The 19102-nt window shown below is 60.9% G+C and carries 20 protein-coding genes; 10 read left to right on the top strand and 10 right to left on the bottom strand.

All coding sequences use genetic code 11. The features are described from left to right. Window positions 1-169: 169 nt before the first annotated feature. Window positions 170-1309 (bottom strand): L-dopachrome tautomerase-related protein, encoded by a 1140-nt coding sequence (locus tag IE125_RS00535; protein WP_189442648.1) that lies wholly within the window; start codon window positions 1307-1309, stop codon window positions 170-172. Between the two features lie 112 nt (window positions 1310-1421). Beyond that, window positions 1422-1934 carry an SRPBCC family protein gene (locus IE125_RS00530; RefSeq protein WP_189442647.1) on the bottom strand — a complete coding sequence of 171 codons (513 nt, stop codon included), beginning with the start codon at window positions 1932-1934 and terminating at the stop codon, window positions 1422-1424. Window positions 1935-2050: 116 nt separating this feature from the next. Here IE125_RS00530 and IE125_RS00525 point away from each other — a divergent pair, with 116 nt between their 5' ends. After that, the gene (locus IE125_RS00525; RefSeq protein ID WP_189442646.1) at window positions 2051-2965 is read left to right on the top strand and encodes a LysR family transcriptional regulator; all 915 of its coding nucleotides are present in this window, start codon (window positions 2051-2053) and stop codon (window positions 2963-2965) included. Between the two features lie 77 nt (window positions 2966-3042). Here IE125_RS00525 and IE125_RS00520 read toward each other — a convergent pair whose 3' ends face one another. Continuing rightward, window positions 3043-3930, bottom strand: a complete 888-nt coding sequence (locus IE125_RS00520; RefSeq protein ID WP_189442645.1) for a LysR family transcriptional regulator — start codon at window positions 3928-3930, stop codon at window positions 3043-3045. A gap of 100 nt (window positions 3931-4030) precedes the next feature. Here IE125_RS00520 and IE125_RS00515 point away from each other — a divergent pair, with 100 nt between their 5' ends. From IE125_RS00515 to nth, 7 genes are all read left to right on the top strand, one after another. Beyond that, complete coding sequence (locus IE125_RS00515; protein ID WP_189442644.1) at window positions 4031-4528, top strand: lactoylglutathione lyase family protein; 498 nt, start codon at window positions 4031-4033, stop codon at window positions 4526-4528. 11 nt (window positions 4529-4539) lie between these two features. After that, window positions 4540-5652: an alkene reductase gene (locus tag IE125_RS00510; RefSeq protein ID WP_189442643.1), complete on the top strand. Its 1113-nt coding sequence runs from the start codon at window positions 4540-4542 to the stop codon at window positions 5650-5652. A 32-nt stretch (window positions 5653-5684) separates the two neighbouring features. After that, entirely contained in the window at window positions 5685-6374 is a 690-nt protein-coding gene (locus tag IE125_RS00505; protein ID WP_189442642.1) for a type 1 glutamine amidotransferase domain-containing protein, read from the top strand. Window positions 6375-6439: 65 nt separating this feature from the next. Next, on the top strand, window positions 6440-7432 hold the full coding sequence (locus IE125_RS00500; protein ID WP_229808851.1) for an alcohol dehydrogenase catalytic domain-containing protein: 993 nt from the start codon (window positions 6440-6442) through the stop codon (window positions 7430-7432). A 200-nt stretch (window positions 7433-7632) separates the two neighbouring features. Beyond that, the gene (gene metG / locus IE125_RS00495) at window positions 7633-9696 is read left to right on the top strand and encodes a methionine--tRNA ligase (RefSeq protein WP_189442641.1); all 2064 of its coding nucleotides are present in this window, start codon (window positions 7633-7635) and stop codon (window positions 9694-9696) included. A 389-nt stretch (window positions 9697-10085) separates the two neighbouring features. Continuing rightward, window positions 10086-11075, top strand: coding sequence for an RnfABCDGE type electron transport complex subunit B (locus IE125_RS00490; protein WP_229808850.1), 990 nt, complete (start codon window positions 10086-10088; stop codon window positions 11073-11075). After that, complete coding sequence (nth, locus tag IE125_RS00485; protein WP_189442640.1) at window positions 11072-11710, top strand: endonuclease III; 639 nt, start codon at window positions 11072-11074, stop codon at window positions 11708-11710. Before IE125_RS00490 ends, nth begins: the two co-directional genes overlap by 4 nt. Window positions 11711-11744: 34 nt before the next feature. Here nth and IE125_RS00480 read toward each other — a convergent pair whose 3' ends face one another. The 5 genes from IE125_RS00480 to IE125_RS00460 all read right to left on the bottom strand — a co-directional run bounded on the left by IE125_RS00480 (window position 11745) and on the right by IE125_RS00460 (window position 15758). Continuing rightward, entirely contained in the window at window positions 11745-12188 is a 444-nt protein-coding gene (locus tag IE125_RS00480) for a DUF1161 domain-containing protein (RefSeq protein ID WP_189442639.1), read from the bottom strand. An 82-nt stretch (window positions 12189-12270) separates the two neighbouring features. Beyond that, entirely contained in the window at window positions 12271-12975 is a 705-nt protein-coding gene (locus IE125_RS00475) for a glutathione S-transferase family protein (protein ID WP_308430103.1), read from the bottom strand. A gap of 45 nt (window positions 12976-13020) precedes the next feature. Further along, entirely contained in the window at window positions 13021-14079 is a 1059-nt protein-coding gene (locus IE125_RS00470) for a tRNA-queuosine alpha-mannosyltransferase domain-containing protein (protein ID WP_189442638.1), read from the bottom strand. A 70-nt stretch (window positions 14080-14149) separates the two neighbouring features. Next, entirely contained in the window at window positions 14150-14455 is a 306-nt protein-coding gene (locus IE125_RS00465; protein WP_189442637.1) for an HlyU family transcriptional regulator, read from the bottom strand. An 82-nt stretch (window positions 14456-14537) separates the two neighbouring features. Next, window positions 14538-15758 (bottom strand): argininosuccinate synthase, encoded by a 1221-nt coding sequence (locus IE125_RS00460; RefSeq protein WP_189442636.1) that lies wholly within the window; start codon window positions 15756-15758, stop codon window positions 14538-14540. A gap of 264 nt (window positions 15759-16022) precedes the next feature. On the opposite strand from IE125_RS00460, the gene rnt reads away from it, so the two are divergent. Beyond that, window positions 16023-16688: a ribonuclease T gene (gene rnt, locus IE125_RS00455; protein WP_189442635.1), complete on the top strand. Its 666-nt coding sequence runs from the start codon at window positions 16023-16025 to the stop codon at window positions 16686-16688. Between the two features lie 75 nt (window positions 16689-16763). On the opposite strand, the gene grxD is transcribed toward rnt, so the two are convergent. Beyond that, window positions 16764-17105 carry a Grx4 family monothiol glutaredoxin gene (gene grxD, locus IE125_RS00450; protein ID WP_189442634.1) on the bottom strand — a complete coding sequence of 114 codons (342 nt, stop codon included), beginning with the start codon at window positions 17103-17105 and terminating at the stop codon, window positions 16764-16766. 363 nt (window positions 17106-17468) lie between these two features. On the opposite strand from grxD, the gene argF reads away from it, so the two are divergent. Further along, window positions 17469-18386, top strand: coding sequence for an ornithine carbamoyltransferase (argF, locus tag IE125_RS00445; RefSeq protein ID WP_189442633.1), 918 nt, complete (start codon window positions 17469-17471; stop codon window positions 18384-18386). A gap of 71 nt (window positions 18387-18457) precedes the next feature. Here argF and IE125_RS00440 read toward each other — a convergent pair whose 3' ends face one another. Continuing rightward, window positions 18458-19057 carry a VTT domain-containing protein gene (locus tag IE125_RS00440; RefSeq protein ID WP_189442632.1) on the bottom strand — a complete coding sequence of 200 codons (600 nt, stop codon included), beginning with the start codon at window positions 19055-19057 and terminating at the stop codon, window positions 18458-18460. Window positions 19058-19102: the final 45 nt, after the last annotated feature.

The raw sequence follows: 19102 nt of genomic DNA, 5'->3' as shown, positions 1-19102 counted from the left end.
CAGTTACCCTTTGCTAAGAAAAGCTTCGCGATATACCCGCCTCTATCTGCTGGACCGCCGCAACCAACAGTGGCTCCGTCGATACAACGATAACGTATCGCCAGTCCGAGTTAAAAACCGCCACTCACTGCCTGAAACCGTTGACTACGACGATGAGTCCCCTGCGGGGTTAGCCAACTGGCCCGCCGAGCGCGATGCCCTCGAAACGTTCGGGCAGCCCAACCGAGTAAATCACATACGGCGCATCGGTATCCGCATAGGCCGCAGGCGGCGTCTTGACCGGAATATAGAGTCTTCGGTCATGACTGATGAAGCTTCCGTCGGGGCGCATCAAGTCAGGATCGTCGACCAAAGTGACCTGGCGCCGGTCGCTCGTGAGCAACGTAATTCGCCCTGTCGTGGTTTCCGAAAGATAGAGATTTCCTCGACTGTCCATTGAGCAGCCACTGGAGAAAGTGATATCTGCAACAGGCTCGACGTGAGCGAGCAATGCCTCGTCATCGAGGCGCTCATCTTTCAGAAACGAGGTGCGGATGCGATAGAAGGGTCCGGTGGGTGCGGACCAGTAGAGCCATTCTCCGTCTCCGGTTACTTCAAGGAAATCGCTGTTCGGCGGATGAAACTCGCGACCTTTAAGACGGCTCGCCAATCCCGCCGGCATCTTCCCGGGGATTGCCAACATTGGCGCCATCCCGGAAAGCCTCCGAAGCGTCTTGCCGCTTGTCTGATCGTGCACGATCAGCGCGCCGAGCCCGGAGTCGGTCACGTAAAGCGTTGATCCATGTCGCCGAATGTCATTCAGTTTGGCGCCTTGCGGAAGGATCGTCGGATCGAAGCGCAGAACATCGATGACAGCCCCACTCTCGGCATCCAGCTGGACGATTTTCCTGGCACGATCATCCAATGCCGCGTTGGCGTCGGCGGCCCCTTTACCGCTCAAGATCCCCTGATCGACACACCATACCGTGTCATCGGCAAAGATATGCACCGAGTTGATGTAAACGAAGGCGTCGATGCCATCGTCGCCGGGCTGCCAGGCATTCCAGCCTCCGCCGGGAAATGGCCTCAGCGATCCGTCGGACTCGCGTCTCGCGACCGAAGGCGTCTCGACCGCGAGTTCATGGCGAGGCAGCCCGAGAAACAGTCGGCCTTGACTCGTGAGCGCAACCTGATTCGCCAGCCACGGTGAGCGCACGGCGACTTCCAGTGGCAAGGTCGGCGCAGGCGACTTTGCAAACAGCGACTGAGCATTGCTCAATGCTCCAATGGTGGCCAGGGCCTTGACGAAGCGGCGACGAGAAATGGTCACGAAGGGAAATCCTATCGGCATGCGAAGACAGCGCTTACCTGCCACAGCCACATAGCAGGCAGGTCGGGTAGCGAGCGATAAGTTGTCCCACAAGGCAGAAAAGCATGCAATCTCAGCCTGCCTGCCTCGCTGCCTGCACCAGCCCGTCGAGCCACTCTTGATGGCCATTGATCATAGGATTGGGCACGGTCTGAGCGAGCTCTTTTGCCGGATTGCCGTTCTGGGTTTCCTGAGTGAGGATCCGCACGCGACCCGCGGAGAGGTCTTCGATCAACCAAGCGTGATGGACATCCAGTCGGTCGTCAGCGCCCTCATTTCCGAACCAGCCGTGCCAGGCAAGCCGCGCAGGCTGCCCTTCGACTGGAGGTACGTATTCGACACAACGCGATTCGACCGGAAAGCCAAATGTTTTGAAGAAAAAGCGGGTTCCGTGCTCCAGTTCCGGCCCCGTACCATCATGAATTTTCACACTGGAGGAATTTTGGTAGTAATCAGGCCAGCGCGTTGGATTGGCCAGAAAGGGCCAAATCTGCTCTGTGGTGAGCCCTTGCACGATTACTTCGTTCGAACAGAAATTGTCCGTGAATCCGGGTACAAAACCTTGGGGCCAAATAATATCGCTCATCGTCTGTCTCCCTGCTAAAACATGCTGAAAGAAACGTGTTACCACATCAGTGGGATGGCAATATGGCCGCAGGCAAGATATAACGCCAATTAGAATAGGATATTTCAGGTATCAGCTTGAGCAATATCTCAAAGATCGATCTCAATCTTCTGAGGGCGCTGAATGCGCTGCTCGAAACCCAATCAGTCACCCGCGCTGCCGAGCGATTAGGCCTGACGCAGCCCGCCGTTAGCGGCATGCTGGCGCGCCTTCGCGATACCTTCCAAGATCCCCTGTTCGTTCGCACTCAGAGGGGGTTGCGACCCACGCCACGGGCCGAAGCGCTAACCGTGCCACTGGCATCCGTGCTGGCCAACGTCGAGCATTTACTGAAGCCCGAGGACTTCGACCCCGGTACTGCCGAGACCACGGTTCACATCGCGGCTACGGACTATGCACAGCACGCCATCATAGTGCCTTTTCTGAGCGCGCTACGACGGGAAGCTCCGGGAGTGAAAATCGCCGTTCAATCGGTAACCAGTGCCAGCTTCGCTCGCCAGCTCGAAGATCGCGAGTTGGATATGGCACTAGTGACACCCGACATGGCACCGGACACATTACGAGCGCGAAAACTCTTTGAGGAAAGCTACATCGGGGTCGTTCGCCACGGGCATCCTGCACTTTCCGAGGGATCGCTATCACTGGAAAGCTTCTGCAGCCTTGACCACGCCTTGATGTCCCATGATGGCACGCATTTTCAGGGCGCCACGGATGCGGCACTGGCCGCAAAGGGGTTGACCAGGCATGTCGTCGCGACAGTGCCCAGCTTCATGATTCTTCTCGAAATCGTTAGGAATTCGGATGTTTGTGCGCTGGTGCCTGGGCGGCTGCTTGAAGACACCTCTGGATTGACCGCGTTTCGCCCCCCCATCGCGATCGAGGGATTCACGAAGCTGCTGGTCTGGCACGAGCGCGTTCACAGCGATCCGGCTCACATCTGGTTCAGGGATCGTCTGGCTCGATCACTGCCTGGCCGTGCCTACGGCGCCTGATGCGTCGTTCGCTGTCGCAGTCAGCCGAGATACGTAATCAGCCGAGATAGAAGGCGATCCAGCGGACTTCGCCTGACTCAAGACAAATCAGGCCCAGAAGCAATCTGTCGGCTTAGACTTTCCAGAACACGGCGTGTTCTAGCGGTCAACGGCCACTCGGCACGATGAATCAGCCACAGCGTATCAATGATTGGCTTCTCGTAGGGAAAGACCTTGATAGCTGCAGGCATGTGAAAGGCCTCTCTCGCGTAACGGGGCACGACGGTGAATCCGAACCCTCTGGCAACGGGTTCCAGGATCAAGCCGATCTGGTTGATGAAGCCATGTTTGGGCAGCTTGTCGAATCCCGGGTTACCCGGGAAACGCCGGGCTAGCAGCCGAGTAGCCATCGCTTTGCCATCAGGATGATCGATGAACCCCAAACGTTCGAGATCCTGCCAGGTGCTGACGTCGGCATTAGCGGGCAACACTAGCTCCAAGGCCTCTTCGAGAAATGGCGTCGCCGTCAAGCTCTGGTCCTCCGGCTTTAGCGTCACCAGTCCGAGCTCGAAGCGGTTGTGGGAGACAGCATCAATGACTTCGTAATCCGGCGCAAAGCGATGTCGAATCGCGATATGGGGCTGCTTGGCCTGTAGATCGAGCAGGATGGGATACAGGCGGAGTCCCACGCTGCCCGGCGTAATGAGACTGATTTCTCCACTGTCGGTGTCGCGATCTTCCAGTTTCACCTGTAGTCGCCGCGCTGCCGCGTCGATATCCCGACAATACACGAGCATCGCCTCACCAGCCGGCGTCAATTCGAGCTTACGTGACCGACGAAGCAACAATGGCCCCAAATGCTGCTCCAAATGACGGATATGCTGGCTGACCGCGGCCTGCGTGAGATCAAGATGCGCCGCAGCGCGAGTAAAGCTGCCCTGCTCGACCAACGTGGCAAAACTAAGCGCCCACTGGGGATTAATCATAACGAATTCTTATAATATGTATTAACCACACCTCGTTTTCCTTATGCCCGTGCAGATCTAACATCGATGGAGTTCTCACACACAAACGAGGGATTCTTTCATGCCCGTATTTCCCAGAGCATTTTCGCACATCGGTCTTTCGGTTACCGACCTCGAGGCGGCGGTCAAATTCTACACCGAAGTGATGGGCTGGTATCTCATCATGCCGCCAACCCAGGTCGAAGAAGACGATAGCGCCATCGGCGTCATGTGTTCCGATGTCTTCGGCCCGAACTGGGGGTCGTTCAAAATTGCTCACCTCTCCACGGGTGATCGCGTCGGCGTCGAAATCTTCGAGTTCGCCAACGCCGAACGTCCGGAGAACAACTTCGAATACTGGAAGTCCGGCGTCTTCCATTTCTGTGTCCAAGATCCCGACGTCGAGGGTCTCGCCGAGCGCGTCGTGGCCGCAGGCGGCAAGCAGCGGATGCCAGTTCGCGAGTACTACCCCAACGAAAAGCCATATCGCATGGTTTACATGGAAGATCCGTTCGGCAACATCTTCGAAATCTACAGCCACAGCTATGAGCTGACCTACTCAGCTGGTGCCTACAACTAAGGAGCCTCGTCATGCCAACACTTTTCGACAGCTACGATCTAGAGGGATTGAAGCTAAAGAATCGCGCGGTGATGGCTCCCATGACCCGGGCACGTGCCCCGGGTTATGTCCCCACCGCGGAGATGGTTCGCTACTACGGCCAGCGAGCGGGTGCCGGCATGATCGTCACCGAAGGTACGCCGATCTCGCGGGAAGGTAACGGCTTCGTCGACTGCCCCGGATTATGGAACGCCGATCAGATCGCAGCCTGGTCCAAGGTCACGGACCGCGTTCACGATCAGGGAGGTTCCATATTTACCCAGATATGGCACGTCGGCCGTATGTCTCACGTCTCGTTGCAGGAGGATGGCAAAGCACCGGTCAGCCCGACCAGCCTCCAGGCCGAGAACTCTTCCGCTTTCGGCTACGACGAGAATGGCAACGCCGGATTCGTTCCTGCCAGCAAGCCGCATGCGCTGACCACGGCAGAAGTCGGACGCGTGATCGAAGACTTCGCAAAAGCGGCGGAAAACGCGGTGGAAGCTGGTTTCGATGGTGTCGAGATTCACGGTGCGAACGGCTATCTCGTCGAACAGTTCATCAATGGCGCCATCAATGACCGATCCGACCAGTATGGCGGTGATACTACGGAGAACCGTGCCCGGTTCGCTCTGGAGGTTGTCGATGCCTGTATCGCACGTATCGGTGCGAGCCGCGTCGGTATCCGTTTGTCGCCGTTCGGCCGCCTTCACGACCTGGGTGACTTCGACGGCGAAGAGGAAACGTTTCTCTACCTCGCCAAGGAACTGGGTCATCGTGGTATCGCGTTCATCCACATCATGGATCAAGCTAGCCGCGGCGCACCGGCCATGCCGGAAGGCTTTCTGGAACAGTTCCGCAGCTCTTACGATGGCACGCTGATTCTGGCTGGCGGCTTGAATCTGGATAAAGCGAACGCCCTGCTCGACGCCGGCACGATCGACCTGGCCGCCTTCGGCTCCCCTTATGTCGCCAACCCCGACCTGGTCGAGCGCTATCGGCATGGCTGGCCCGTCGCCGAGCCTGACATGGCGCTCTACTACGGTGGCGACGCTCACGGCTACACCGACTATCCGCCATATTCGGGCAGAAAAGCCGACGTCTAACCAGGCAGCCGTAATGATCAGGAGGAATTTGTATGGCCAAAGCGCTAAAACCAGTTCTCATTGTCATGACGAGTCACGGTACGAAGGGTGAAGGTGGCGGCCCAACCGGATTTTATCTTTCGGAAGTCACACACCCCTTGGCCGTTTTGGAGGCCGCGGAAATTCCTGTTCGCTTTGCGTCGATCTTCGGCGGTGAGCCACCGGTCGACGGGCTCGATCTCGACGACACGACCAACGCGCGTTACTGGCAGGACGATACTTTCCGTCAGTCTATCCGCCAGACGCTGAAACTTGCTGACATCGTGCCTTCAGAGTACTCGGCGATCTTCTTCGCTGGCGGCCACGGCGCGATGTGGGACTTCACCAACAGCGCCGCCGTCGATGCGCAGACACGTGCGGTATGGGAGCAAGGGGGAGTTGTCGGCGCGGTTTGCCACGGCCCCGCCGCGCTGGTCAACGTCAAGCTTTCGAGCGGCGACTATCTCGTCGCGGGTCGTAAGGTCGCCGCGTTCACCGATGCGGAGGAACGCGCCGTCGGCCTGGAAGAGATCGTGCCTTATCTGCTGTCCTCGACACTGGCGAAACGCGGCGCGTTGATGCAGCCAGGTCCCGAGTGGACACCGCAAGTCGTCGTTGATGGCAGGCTGATCACCGGTCAGAACCCTCAGTCCGCCACAGACGTCGCAAAAGCGCTCAGAGATCAGTTGCTCGATGCCGGATGAGTCGTTATTTGCCAACTCTCTCCCTACCCGCCTTTCACGGCGGGTAGCTCGTTGAAGGATGCTTAATGATGTGGTCCTCGGATCAAACCATTCCTGAAACCTACTCTGCCTGGGTGCGCGGGTCCGGCGGCAAGCCTGAAGAACTCCATCTGGAGGACCTTCCCCTTCCGCAGCCGGAACGCGGCTGTGCACTGATCGCCAACGACGTCATCGGCCTCAATCCGGTCGACTGGAAACTGCTCGGCAATGCCTCGCCTGGCCATACGCCCGGATGTGACGGCGCTGGTCGCGTCATCGCGGTAGGTGAGAACGTGCCGAAGGCGTGGATCGGACAGCGCGTTGCCTACCACACCTCGCTCGGTCGCCCCGGCAGCTTCGCCGAATTGACGCCGGTGCCGGTACGCGCCTTGATGCGCGTTCCGCCGGAGCTCGATCTTTTTACCGCAGCAACCATGCCTTGCCCCGCCCTCACCGCGTGGCAGGCAGTGCATAAGATTCCTGACCGCAAGGACGCCGAAATACTGATTTCCGGCGCGGGCGGTGCCGTTGGCCTCTATGCCCTGCAATTCGCCCGTGCCAGAGGGTTTTCCGCCAGTGTCATCTGCGGTCAGCGCCATCACCTCAGAATGAAATGGATGGGCGCCGAGGGCGTATTCACGACAGCTGACGACGTCGTCACAGAAGGCTTGAAACATCAGTTCCACGCCGTGATCGATACCGCAGGCGCGGAGGTTGCCCAGCAGCTCGCGCCCTGCCTAAAAGCCAATGGCCACTTGGTCTGCGTTCTCGGTCGGGTCGAGCAATGGCCCAGCGATCCATTTTCACAGACGTGGTCACTACATGAAGTCGCCCTCGGTGCACTTCACAATTTCGGTGACGACCGTGATTGGGCCGACCTCACTCGCGCTGGCGAGACCATCCTGACCGAGTTGGCCGAGGAAAAAATCATTGGCGAAGATGTGGTGATCAAGCCTTTCTCGGAACTGCCGCATCACCTCGAAGCGTTACGCGTGCGCAGCTTCAACGGCAAGGCTTTGGTGAGAGTGAGCAACGGCTGAACCTACGGTGGCATGCACACCTGCCGGGCGGGAGACAACGGTCGGAAGCGGCATCAGACGGCCCCTCCCATCCGGACGTCGCGAACGCAAAGTCACCGCCATCGATGCTACAATCTTCGGCCACGTTTTCAGCCTATCCATCCCGTGACGTCAGCGCCATCGCGCGTCGCGGGTATCGTCACGGGAATCGCCACGTCACCATGTCGAACAACGCCTCGCTCTCGCGCCAGATCCTCGTCACCAGCGCGCTGCCGTACGCCAACGGCTCGATCCATTTGGGTCATCTGCTGGAGTACATCCAGACCGATATCTGGGTGCGTTTCCAGAAGAGCCGCGGCCATGACTGCCACTACGTCTGCGCCGACGATGCTCACGGTACGGCGATCATGCTGCGTGCGGAGCAGGAAGGCATCACGCCGGAGCAGCTGATCGCGAAGGTCAGCGAGGAGCATCAGGCGGATTTCGCCCGGTTCGGCGTCGCCTTCGACAATTACCATTCGACGCATTCAGACGAGAATCGCGTTCATAGCGAGCGCATCTATACCGCGCTGCGCGATGCCGGCCATATCAGCACCCGTGATATCGAGCAGATGTACGATCCGGTCAAGGGCCTGTTTCTGGCCGACCGCTTCATCAAGGGCACCTGCCCGAAGTGCAAAAGCGAAGATCAGTACGGCGACAACTGTGAAGTGTGCGGCGCGACCTATACGCCAGCCGAGCTGATCAACCCGGTCTCGGCGATCAGCGGGGCCACGCCGGAAGTGCGCACCTCGACCCACTACTTCTTCAAGCTGCCGGATTTCGAGACGTTTCTGAAGCAGTGGACCCGGTCGGGCCGCGTGCAGCCACAGATCGCCAACAAACTGCAGGAGTGGTTCGCGGCCGGTCTCAACGAGTGGGATATCTCTCGCGATGCGCCCTACTTCGGCTTCGAGATACCCGACGCGCCGGGCAAATATTTCTACGTCTGGCTGGATGCGCCGATTGGTTACCTCGCCAGCTTCCAGAACCTGTGCGAGCGGACAGGGATCGACTTCGACAGCTACTGGAAGGCTGACTCCACCGCTGAGGTATATCACTTCATCGGCAAGGACATCGTCTACTTCCATGCACTGTTCTGGCCCGCCATGCTCGAAGGCGCCGGCCTGCGCACGCCGACCGGGGTCAACTGCCACGGTTTCGTCACCGTCAACGGCGCCAAAATGTCGAAGTCGCGCGGCACTTTCATCAAGGCGCAGACCTATGCCGAGTATCTGAATCCGGAATATCTGCGCTATTACTTCGCCGCCAAGCTGACCGCCGGCGTCGACGATCTCGACCTCAACCTGGCAGACTTCGCCGCTCGGGTGAATTCGGACCTGGTCGGCAAGGTAGTGAACATCGCCAGCCGCTGTGCCGGATTCATCAAGAAACTCGGTGGCGGAAAGCTCTCGGCGCAGTGTGCCGAGCCAGATCTCCTCGCGCGCTTCATCTACGCCGGCGATGAGATTGCCGCAGACTTCGAAGCGCGTGAATTCGGCCGTGCGATGCGCCGGATCATGGAGCTCGCCGACGAAGCCAATACCTACATTGCCGACAAAGCCCCTTGGGTGCTGGCGAAGGAAGCCGGTCGCGAGCAGGAAGTGATCGACATCTGCTCGGTCGGCATCAACCTGTTCCGCACCCTGATGGTCTATCTGCAGCCCGTGGTGCCGGCAATGGCCGAACAGGCGCGGATATTCCTGCAGGTCGATTCGCTCGACTGGGAAAGCCGTCAGCATGTGCTCGAAGAGCACGAGATCGGCAAATTCAAGCCGTTGATGACGCGCGTCGAGAGCGACAAGATCGACGCCATGATCGAGGCCTCGAAAGAGGTGCTCGAAGAAGAGAAGAAATTGACCGGCAAGGCCTCTGCCGACGATGCAGCGACTTCCAGCCCGCTGGCCGATGATCCGATCGCCGACGAGATCGCCTTCGATGACTTCATCAAGGTCGATCTGCGTATCGCCAGAATCGCCAAGGCAGCGCACGTCGAGGGTTCCAACAAGCTGCTCGAGCTGACGCTCGACCTGGGCGGCGAGACGCGCACGGTCTTCTCCGGTATCCGTAAGGCCTATGCGCCCGAAGCGCTCGAGGGCCGCCTCACCGTCATGGTCGCCAATCTCGCGCCGCGCAAGATGCGTTTCGGCGTTTCCGAGGGCATGGTACTTGCCGCGGGCGATGACGGGGGCATCTACCTGCTCTCACCGGATAGCGGCGCCCAGCCGGGTCAGCGAGTGACCTGAGCGTCCGGGTTTGCGGAGTTCTTTCGCTCGCGATGCGGCGTGATGTTGCGGCCGCCTCTTTCGCGAGCAAAGCTCGCTCCAACAATGGCATCGGTCATCGGTTTGGTAGGAGGGAGCTCTGCTCACGAAGGGGTTAGCGGCGGGTTGACGCCTAACGACGTTGCGCCTGCGGCATTCGCGAGCGGAGCTCGCTCCAACAGTGGTCGCTCGCTCTCGCGATGATGCCGGTGATTGGGGGTAGGAGAGAGCTCTGCTCACGAAGAAATGATTCAGCGTGGTTTTTCGGCCGCCTCTTTCGCGAGCAAAGCTCGCTCTCAAGATGGCGTCTCGAAGCACTCACGGCGAGACGTTATAATGCCAGCCGTTTTTTCGCCCTCGGGAGCCGTTCGTTGCCTGCCGCCCATATCACCGTCGAGCGCATCGATGCCGAATTGCCGCAGACACAGTGCGGCAAGTGCGGTCATGACGGCTGTCGTCCCTACGCGGAAGCGATTGTTCAGGGTGAAGCGATCAACCGATGCCCTCCCGGGGGAGAACGTACGCGGGATCGCCTGGCGGCAATCACCGGGCAACCGGCACTTGCCCTGATCGAGCCCGCGCAGACACCGCTGATGGCGGTGATCCGCGAGGCCGAATGTATCGGCTGCACCAAGTGCATTCAGGCGTGTCCGGTCGATGCCATTCTCGGCGCGGCAAAGCAGATGCATACCGTGATCGAAACGGAGTGCACCGGCTGCGAACTCTGCGTGGCCCCCTGTCCCGTGGACTGCATCGATTTGATCGAACATCCGCAATGGGCCGAGGCGACCAACGACGAACAGCGCCAGGATTATCTCGCCTTTAGAGCTGCCAATGGCCGCCGGCGTTATGAGGCTCGCGATCGACGCCTCGCGGCGCTTGAATCGGAAAAGCGGCGCAAACGCGAAGCGCGAATCGCGGCCGCAAGAGGTAAGCCGCACGAGAGCGAGTCGTCCTCCGCCGCCGGCTCGATGCCCCCGGCCACTGTCGATCCGACCGCGCTGAAAGCGCAGCGGGCAACCATCACCGCCCGCCTAAAGCGCCTCGGACGCCAGCTCGAAAAGGCAGATGACGCGCAACGAAGATCACTCGAAGAGCGTATCGCGGCGTTCGAGATGCAGCTGGCCGCACTCGATCAGCAGCTCGAACAGCCGCGCGCTGGCGAGTTGAAGCATGAGCGTCAACATCAGCACATTGCGGTGGCGGCGGCGGAGCAGGCGCTGCGCAAGGCGCGACAGGAGCTTGCCCACTTCCAGCGCCAGCAGGACTCAGGCGGCATCGAGCAGGCAGAAGCCAAGATCCGAGAAGCGCAGCATCTGATCGCCTCGGCCAGCCAGACGCCGGAAGGAATCAATTCATGAATGCCGAAAAACGCGCGCGCATTTTCGCCAGGCTGCAGGAACACAACCCCAACCCGACGACGGAGCTGAACTGGACAACGCCGTTCGAGCTTCTCGCCGCCGTTCTGCTCTCCGCGCAGGCGACAGACGTGGGCGTCAACAAGGCGACGGCGCGGCTGTTTCCCGTCGCTCATACGCCGCAGGCGATCATCGATCTGGGCATCGATGGACTCAAGTCGCACATCAAGACGATCGGCCTTTACAACACCAAGGCCGAGAATCTGATGAAGACCTGCCACATTTTGACGGAGCGCTACGCCGGCGAGATCCCACGTACCCGGGAAGAACTGGAAGCGCTACCCGGCGTCGGACGCAAGACCGCCAATGTGATTCTGAACACGGCGTTCGGCGAGCTGACGATGGCGGTCGACACTCACATCTTCCGCGTATCCAACCGCACGCGGATTGCCCCCGGCAAGAACGTGCTGGAGGTCGAAAAGAAACTCATGCGTTTCGTCCCCAAGGCGTATCTCAAGGACGCCCATCACTGGCTGATTCTGCATGGCCGCTACACCTGCCTGGCGCGCAAGCCCCGGTGTGGCAGCTGCGTGATCGAGGACCTGTGCGAGTTTCCCGACAAGGTCGAGATCGCCTGACGAGTTCCAGCGGCCTTCCAGGCGCGCGAATTCGCTAGGGGGCAGATTCCGGCTCCTGGGCGGCGGCGCCATCGTCCGATTCACTCGGCACGGGGTCACCGCTGGATTCCGGTAGTTCGTCGCCCGGAGCGTCATCCGGCTCGCTCATCTCGGTGGCGCCATGACGGCTGTACACCACTTTGCGCGTGCCGCCATCGCAGCTTCCCACGACCTCGGCTCCGGCAAACGCTTCGCCAGCCCTAACCTTTCCATCTTCGATCTGCGCGTTATCGACGACCTCGAGCAGGAAATGTCGCGCTCCGTTGTCACGGATCGTCTGGTCGATCTGCGCCTCGAGCCGCTCGCAGGCCAGCCGCGTTTCCGGCTGGTGATCGAACGGCGACTCGCCCGTTTCGCTTTGCGCCCAGGACACCGTCGCGCTCAGACAGAGGCCGACTGCTCCTGCCAAAAGCGTCATTTTCGTCTTTGACCAGCCCATGGGCCTCTCCCTTGCCGTGTGTTTCGCGCCCGGTCATCAAGACTGGCCCGCGCTCGCCTGGTTGGAGCCAGTGCTCTTCGCGTTAAAGACGAAACTCACCGACCTTCTCGATCATTCGTCGATAGCCGGGTCTCGCTTGCATCCGCGCCAGCACTGCCGAAATCCGCCGATATCCCGCCAGATCCGCGCGACCCGCTGCGGCCAACACCGGAAAGCTCATCTGAATATCGGCAGCGGTGAAGCTATCACCGCAAAACCATTCACGCGTTTCGAGCTCACGCTCCCAATAATCGAAATGCAGCCTAAGCTGCGGGTCGAGATATTGCCGATGCGCCCCACGGGACATCAGCTTGCCGATCGGACGAAGCGGCAGCGGGACTGAGGCTTTGCCGAGTCGAGAGAATACCAGACTCATGACCAGCAGCGGCATGGCCGAGCCTTCGGCATAGTGCAGCCAGTAAGTGTAGCGTCGCTTCTCGGGCGTTCCATCCGCTGGTACCAGTGCCGGCTCGGGAAAACGCGCGGTCAGGTATTCGATGATGGCGCCCGACTCCGCAATGGTAATTTCCCCATCGGTAATCACCGGCGACTTGCCGAGTGGATGGACCGCTTTCAGCTCAGGGGGAGCGAGCATGGTACGCGGGTCACGGCGGTAGGTCCGGATCTCATATGCCACGCCGAGCTCCTCGAGAAGCCAGACGATGCGCTGGGAACGCGAATTTTCAAGATGGTGCACGACGATCAAGGTATCGTCCCTCGGCCGAGTTTCCTGATTCACGATAGGCATTTATCGTCATTGCCGCCAATTCTCGCAGCGCAAGACGCCAAGCCTTCAGCGAGAATCGGCCAAAAGCACCGCCGCATAGCGCTCTCGCCAGTGCGACCACTGCCAGACCGACGCATCGGGGAGATCGGGACGCGAGGCAGGTTGATGCAACCAGCGCTCGAGGCGCTCGGCCAGGTCCTCGACGCTGCCGTCGTGACGATAGGCGCTGGCGTAAAGCTCGGGAAAGCAGAGTCGATCCGGTACCAGCGGCAGGCAGCCATGGGTCACGGCTTCCATGATCGCCAGGCCCTGAAACTCATGATGGGTTGTCGACACGACGATATCGCAGGCCGCGAGCATCTCGAGATAACGCGCCCGTGGCTGCTCTCCCCAGCAAATCACGCGCGCGCCCAACCATTCGCGAGCCTGAGTAAAGACCGCAGGCGATTGTCGAAACTGCTGCCCCATGACAGCGACCTCGAAATCGATCTCCCTTGCCACAAGCCGCTCGAGAGCCGCAAAGAACGTCTCGGGGTTCTTGTCGTACTCCCAACGATGATTCCAGAGAATGCGCTGGCCGGCGCGCGGGGGCAGCGGCGTGCGTTCCGGTAGCGGCACGGGCAGTATCATCGCCCGCTCGGCAAGTCGATCGAGCCAACCGTCGAGCTTTGGCCGATCCGGCATACGCGACAGAAAGGCGTGCACGCCTGCGATGAAGCTGTCGCGGTTGTAGGCGCTATTGAATGCCACGACATCCGCGGCCATCGCGGCGTAAAGATTGACCATCAGGGACTCGGGGCGCAGAGGCTGGCCGCTCGCGAGCGGAAACGCAAATTGATTCTCGTGGAAATAGACCACCTTGCGCGCCCTGGCGAGCGACGGAAACAAACCCACCAGCGTCGCGAGATCGACCATCGACGTGGCCACGACCAGGTCGTAATCACGCGACAGACGATCGGGCGCCTCCTGCCACCACAGCAGCGGATTGGCGCGGATACGCCAGGAGAAATGGCGCGGTGAAAGCTCGAGTCGCTCCCATTCGACCTCGGGAAATTGCTCGATCAGATCGTCGGCCCAGATGCGGTGGCTGACCGCGGCATAGGCCGAGAGCAGCAGCGCTCTCATGAGGGCCCCCTCGTCGGATACGAAAACGGCGCCCGCGGGCGCCGTTATGAAGCGAAAGCGTTCGAGAGACTCAGTGCTCCTGCTCGAACATTCCTTCACCGATATCGTCGATGTAGCGCTGGCTCTTGGCGATCGTCAGTTCGACGCAGGCGTCTTCTCCGGGAACCACGTCGGAGCGCTCGAAGCGACGCTCACGCATCTCGCCACCGTCGACCGGCTTGCGAATCCAGCCGCTCACACGGTGCTGGCCGCCGGCCTCCTGCGGATCGGGAACGATCAGGAACCCCTTGTACTCGACCGGCTCGCGTTCCTTCTGCGGCGACTTGTCACTGGGATCACCGCCACCCAGCAATCCCGAGAACAGTTTTTTCAACATGCTCGACTCCTCTAGCGCCTGCTTGAGCATCTGCCGACCGCACGGCCTCCCGACGACTACCGCCCGAGACCGTGACAGCGCGTCAGCTGGCCGAACGTCCCTTGCCCGCCGCAATGCGCAGGCGCAGTGCGTTGAGCTTGATGAAACCCTCGGCGTCTTTCTGGTCGTAGGCGCCAGCGTCATCTTCGAAGGTCGCGATCGATTCGTCGAACAGCGACTGCTCGGACTTGCGACCGACCACGGTCGCGCTGCCCTTGTAGAGCTTCATGCGCACCGTACCGTTGACGAATGTCTGGGTCTCATCGATCGCCGCCTGCAGCATCCGGCGTTCCGGGCTCCACCAGTAGCCGTTGTAGATCGTCTTGGCGTACTTCGGCATCAGTTCGTCTTTCAGATGCGCCGCTTCCCGATCCAGCGTGATCGATTCGATCGCGCGGTGGGCACGCAACATGATCGTGCCGCCCGGTGTTTCGTAGCAGCCGCGGGACTTCATGCCGACATAGCGGTTCTCGACGATATCGAGACGACCGATGCCGTTGTCGCCACCGATCTTGTTCAATCGGGAAAGCACCTCGTGCGGCTTCAGACGCTCGCCGTCGATCGCGACGATGTCGCCTTTCTCGAACGACAGCTCGAGATAGGTCGGCTCATCCGGTGCCGCTTCGGGCGAAACGCTCCAGCGCCACATGTCCTCTTCGGCTTCGGCCCACGGATCTTCGAGAATGCCGCCCTCATAGGAGATGTGCAGCAGGTTGGCATCCATCGAATAGGGGGACTTCTTCTTGCTCTTGGAGAAGTCGACCGGGATCTCGTGCTGCTCGCAGTAATTCATGAGCTTTTCGCGCGAGGTCAGATCCCACTCGCGCCACGGCGCGATCACCTTGACGCCCGGCTTGAGCGCGTAGGCACCCAGCTCGAAGCGCACCTGGTCGTTACCCTTGCCGGTCGCACCGTGCGAGATGGCATCCGCGCCGGTCTCGTTGGCAATCTCGATCAAGCGTTTGGCGATCAGCGGACGGGCGATGGAAGTCCCGAGCAGGTACTCACCTTCGTAGATGGTATTGGCGCGAAACATCGGGTAGACGTAGTCGCGCACGAACTCTTCGCGCAGATCCTCGATGTAGATCTCCTTGACCCCGAGCGCCTGCGCCTTGGCTCGCGCGGGTTCCACTTCTTCACCCTGACCGATATCGGCGGTGAACGTGACCACTTCGCAAGCGTAGGTTTCCTGCAGCCACTTCACGATCACGGAAGTGTCAAGGCCGCCGGAGTAGGCGAGGACGACCTTCTTGACATCGGACATGCGAGAGCTCCTGTTGTGAGGGTTCTGAACCTTTTGGCTCGACCGTGACAGCCAGACGCTGCCACGTCGGCCGTGGGATGCGGCGATTATAACGCCCCGAGAGCCCGCCGAACACCGAGCAGCAGGACGGCCAAGGCCGAAACTGCTAGACTTCGCCAGATCGAAACAGCGACCACGGTCGCCCGGTCTCACGCGGTCAGAGTCGCCAGTGTATCGATCATGTCGACTGGATCGCGACCACTTCACAGGGATGGGAGTCATTGCATGTCGGACGCCAGCACGAGGGAGCTGATGGCGCAGCGTTTTCGCGGGTATCTCCCGGTGGTGGTCGATATCGAGACGGGCGGCTTCAACGCCGCGACCGATGCCCTGCTCGAAATCGCCGCCGTGCCGCTGACGATCGATGAACAGGGCAATCTGTTGCCGCTCGAGACCGTCACCTTCCATATCGAACCCTTCGAGGGCGCCAACGTCGAACAGTCGGCCCTGGATTTTACCGGCATCGATCTCGACAGCGCCTTTCGCAAGCAGGTCGCGGTGAGTGAGCGCGAGGCGCTGGACGGCATCTTCAAACCCGTGCGCAAGACCATCAAGTCGCACGGCTGCACCCGCGCCATTCTGGTTGGCCACAACGCCTCGTTCGATCACGGCTTTCTCAACGCCGCTATCAATCGATGCGCGATCAAGCGTAATCCGTTCCACCCCTTTTCCAGCTTTGACACCGCGACGCTGTCCGCACTGACCTATGGCCAGACCGTCCTTGCCCGTGCCTGCCAGGCAGCCGGCATCGAGTTCGACAATGCCTCGGCCCATTCGGCGAGCTACGACACCGAACGCACCGCCGAACTGTTCTGCGCCATCGTCAATCGCTTCAAGGATCTCGGCGGCTGGCACCTGGCGCTCAAGGAGCAAGGCGTCGACGAGCCCTGAGATCGCTCCTGCTCCACGCAAAACGCCCCGGTCAGCTTTGCACTGACCGGGGCGTTTGGCATTCCGGGACCGGGATCAGCTGTCGCTGGAGGTCTCGGCGGCTTTCGCGGCATCTTTGATCATCGGCTCGAGCTCACCGTTCTGGTACATCTCGACGATGATGTCGCAACCGCCGACCAGCTCGCCGTTGATCCAAAGCTGCGGGAACGTCGGCCAGCTGGCGTACTTCGGCAGCTCGGCGCGGATGTCGGGGTTATCCAGAATGTTGACGAAGGCGAAACGCTCGCCACAGGCCATCAGCGCCTGCACCGCCTGCGCGGAGAAACCGCACTGAGGCAGCTGCGGAGTGCCCTTCATGTAAAGCAAGATCGCGTTTTCGCCGATCTGCTGCTTGATCGTTTCAAGGGTATCGCTCATGAGACGTCCTATACGGGAGAAGCCGGCATCGCCGCCCTCTCGCGTCATTGCGAAGTGGAATGACCGTAACCCCATTCTACTGATGACATCGGGCGAAAACACCCCCGGGGCCATCATCGCCGCCGTTGCGCCGCTCAGCGCCTCTGCGTAGGATGGTTCTCTTTCGCAGGAACCGGCCAGGCAACACGTCTCGGCCCGTTCAGCGCCGCTTTACCGAGGACCGACCGGCTCTCGGCTCGTGGCGCTTTTTTCGTTTTCTAGCCCCGCCGGCGATTGCGCCAGCGGGAACTCGTCGAGGTGGTGCGCGACTCACGGATGCGTGCTCCCTCTGCTTCGCTTTCGCGTCATGACAGGACATCATCGATGAGCGCACGTCACTTTCTTACCCTGCTGGATCTCTCCGCCGACGAGCTGGCGTATCTGATTCAGCGCGGCATCACCATCAAGAATGGCTTGAAGACGCACGGCCCGACCTACACGCCGTTTTCGAACCGCACGCTTGCGATGATCTTCGAGAAGTCCTCGACGCGGACGCGCGTCTCGTTCGAGACGGCAATGGCGCAGTTCGGCGGTCACGCGCTGTTTCTATCGCCGCGGGATACCCAGCTGGGCCGCGGCGAGCCGATCGGCGATACTGCCCGCGTCCTCTCCGAGATGGTGGACGCCGTCATGATCCGGACCTTCTCCCACGCCGGACTCGAGGAGTTCGCCGCGGCCAGCACGGTGCCGGTGATCAACGCGCTGACCGACGACTACCACCCCTGCCAGCTGCTCGCCGACGTCATGACCTGGACGGAGTGTCGCGGATCGGTCAAAGGCAAGACCGCCGTGTGGATCGGCGACGGCAACAACATGTGTCATTCGTGGATCAATGCAGCGCGCCAGTTCGGCTTCAACCTGCGCATCTGCTGCCCGGAAGGCTACGATCCGCGCCACGACATCCTGGAAGCCGCGGGCGAATGCGTCACGCTGGTGCGCGACCCGGCCGAGGCCGTCAAAGGCGCCGACCTCGTGACCACCGATGTCTGGGCTTCGATGGGACAGGAAGAGGAGCAGGCCAAACGCGAGAAAGCGTTCGCCGGTTTTCAGGTCACCGAAGCCCTGCTCGATCTAGCAGCCCCGGATGCCATCTTCCTTCACTGCCTGCCGGCACACCGCGGTGAAGAGATCAGCACGACACTGCTGGACGACCCGCGCGCCGTGGTCTGGCAGGAGGCGGGCAATCGCCTGCATGCACAGAAGGCACTGATCGAGTTCCTGTTGCTCGGCAAGGTCGACTGATCGCCACTCTCTCTGCGCCCTATGTCTGCGCCTCATGATCGCCGCGCCCGCCCTCATCGGGCGCGGCGACATCAAGCGGCCGCGACACGCAGCCGTCGGCGTCGCCACCCCGCCAGCAGCACCGACGTCAGAAGCAGTATGCTGATCGCCACCAGCGCCAGCCCGGCGCGACCCTCCAATGCCGACTGGCCCAGCACCACGAACGCGGCACCGTAAGGCCCGGTGGTCAGAAGCGCCGCCGTCAGGTAGATGCGGCAAGGCACGCCAAGTGCCCCCAGCGCGTAGTGCTTGAGGAACATCGGCACCCCCGGTATCAGCTTGACGCAGAGCGCGAATCGCCAGGCATCGCCGCTCGCTTCGTGAAGGTCGCCGAGCCGCGGAAAGCGACGCGCCAGCCGCCGTTGCAGCAACGGGCGCAGCCTGCCGCTGGCGAGGGCGTAGCAGAGCAACAGGTTCAAAAGCGTGGCCGCCGCCGAGAAGGCGAGCCCGGCGGGGATACCGAAGCGCAGCCCGGCCAGCACGTAAAGCGGTGTCATCGGCAACCCCAGCGCCGGCAATCCGGCCATCACGGCAAAGAGCGGCAGCGCGGGCAACGTCTCGATAAAGGCCACGGGCGCGTCGCCCCAGCGTATGACCACTACCAGGGCGACGCCGGCCAGCACGAGAGCCATCATCGGGCGCCAAGGCACGACAAGGCCGCCCGCCTGGCGAGGCCG

Origin of the sequence: Salinicola rhizosphaerae (genome assembly GCF_014652715.1) — a bacterium.
In the GTDB taxonomy this organism is placed as follows: Bacteria; Pseudomonadota; Gammaproteobacteria; order Pseudomonadales; family Halomonadaceae; genus Salinicola; species Salinicola rhizosphaerae.
This window is presented reverse-complemented; position numbering and strand designations above follow the sequence as displayed.

Coding starts and splice junctions, on each gene's coding strand:
- IE125_RS00530 (WP_189442647.1), bottom strand. CDS start 1,934: ATGAGCGATATTATTTGGCCCCAAGGTTTTGTACCCGGATTCACGGAC.
- IE125_RS00520 (WP_189442645.1), bottom strand. CDS start 3,930: ATGATTAATCCCCAGTGGGCGCTTAGTTTTGCCACGTTGGTCGAGCAG.
- IE125_RS00515 (WP_189442644.1), top strand. CDS start 4,031: ATGCCCGTATTTCCCAGAGCATTTTCGCACATCGGTCTTTCGGTTACC.
- IE125_RS00510 (WP_189442643.1), top strand. CDS start 4,540: ATGCCAACACTTTTCGACAGCTACGATCTAGAGGGATTGAAGCTAAAG.
- IE125_RS00505 (WP_189442642.1), top strand. CDS start 5,685: ATGGCCAAAGCGCTAAAACCAGTTCTCATTGTCATGACGAGTCACGGT.
- IE125_RS00500 (WP_229808851.1), top strand. CDS start 6,440: ATGATGTGGTCCTCGGATCAAACCATTCCTGAAACCTACTCTGCCTGG.
- metG (WP_189442641.1), top strand. CDS start 7,633: ATGTCGAACAACGCCTCGCTCTCGCGCCAGATCCTCGTCACCAGCGCG.
- nth (WP_189442640.1), top strand. CDS start 11,072: ATGAATGCCGAAAAACGCGCGCGCATTTTCGCCAGGCTGCAGGAACAC.
- IE125_RS00480 (WP_189442639.1), bottom strand. CDS start 12,188: ATGGGCTGGTCAAAGACGAAAATGACGCTTTTGGCAGGAGCAGTCGGC.
- IE125_RS00475 (WP_308430103.1), bottom strand. CDS start 12,975: ATGCCTATCGTGAATCAGGAAACTCGGCCGAGGGACGATACCTTGATC.
- IE125_RS00470 (WP_189442638.1), bottom strand. CDS start 14,079: ATGAGAGCGCTGCTGCTCTCGGCCTATGCCGCGGTCAGCCACCGCATC.
- IE125_RS00465 (WP_189442637.1), bottom strand. CDS start 14,455: ATGTTGAAAAAACTGTTCTCGGGATTGCTGGGTGGCGGTGATCCCAGT.
- IE125_RS00460 (WP_189442636.1), bottom strand. CDS start 15,758: ATGTCCGATGTCAAGAAGGTCGTCCTCGCCTACTCCGGCGGCCTTGAC.
- rnt (WP_189442635.1), top strand. CDS start 16,023: ATGTCGGACGCCAGCACGAGGGAGCTGATGGCGCAGCGTTTTCGCGGG.
- grxD (WP_189442634.1), bottom strand. CDS start 17,105: ATGAGCGATACCCTTGAAACGATCAAGCAGCAGATCGGCGAAAACGCG.
- argF (WP_189442633.1), top strand. CDS start 17,469: ATGAGCGCACGTCACTTTCTTACCCTGCTGGATCTCTCCGCCGACGAG.
- IE125_RS00440 (WP_189442632.1), bottom strand. CDS start 19,057: ATGGCTCTCGTGCTGGCCGGCGTCGCCCTGGTAGTGGTCATACGCTGG.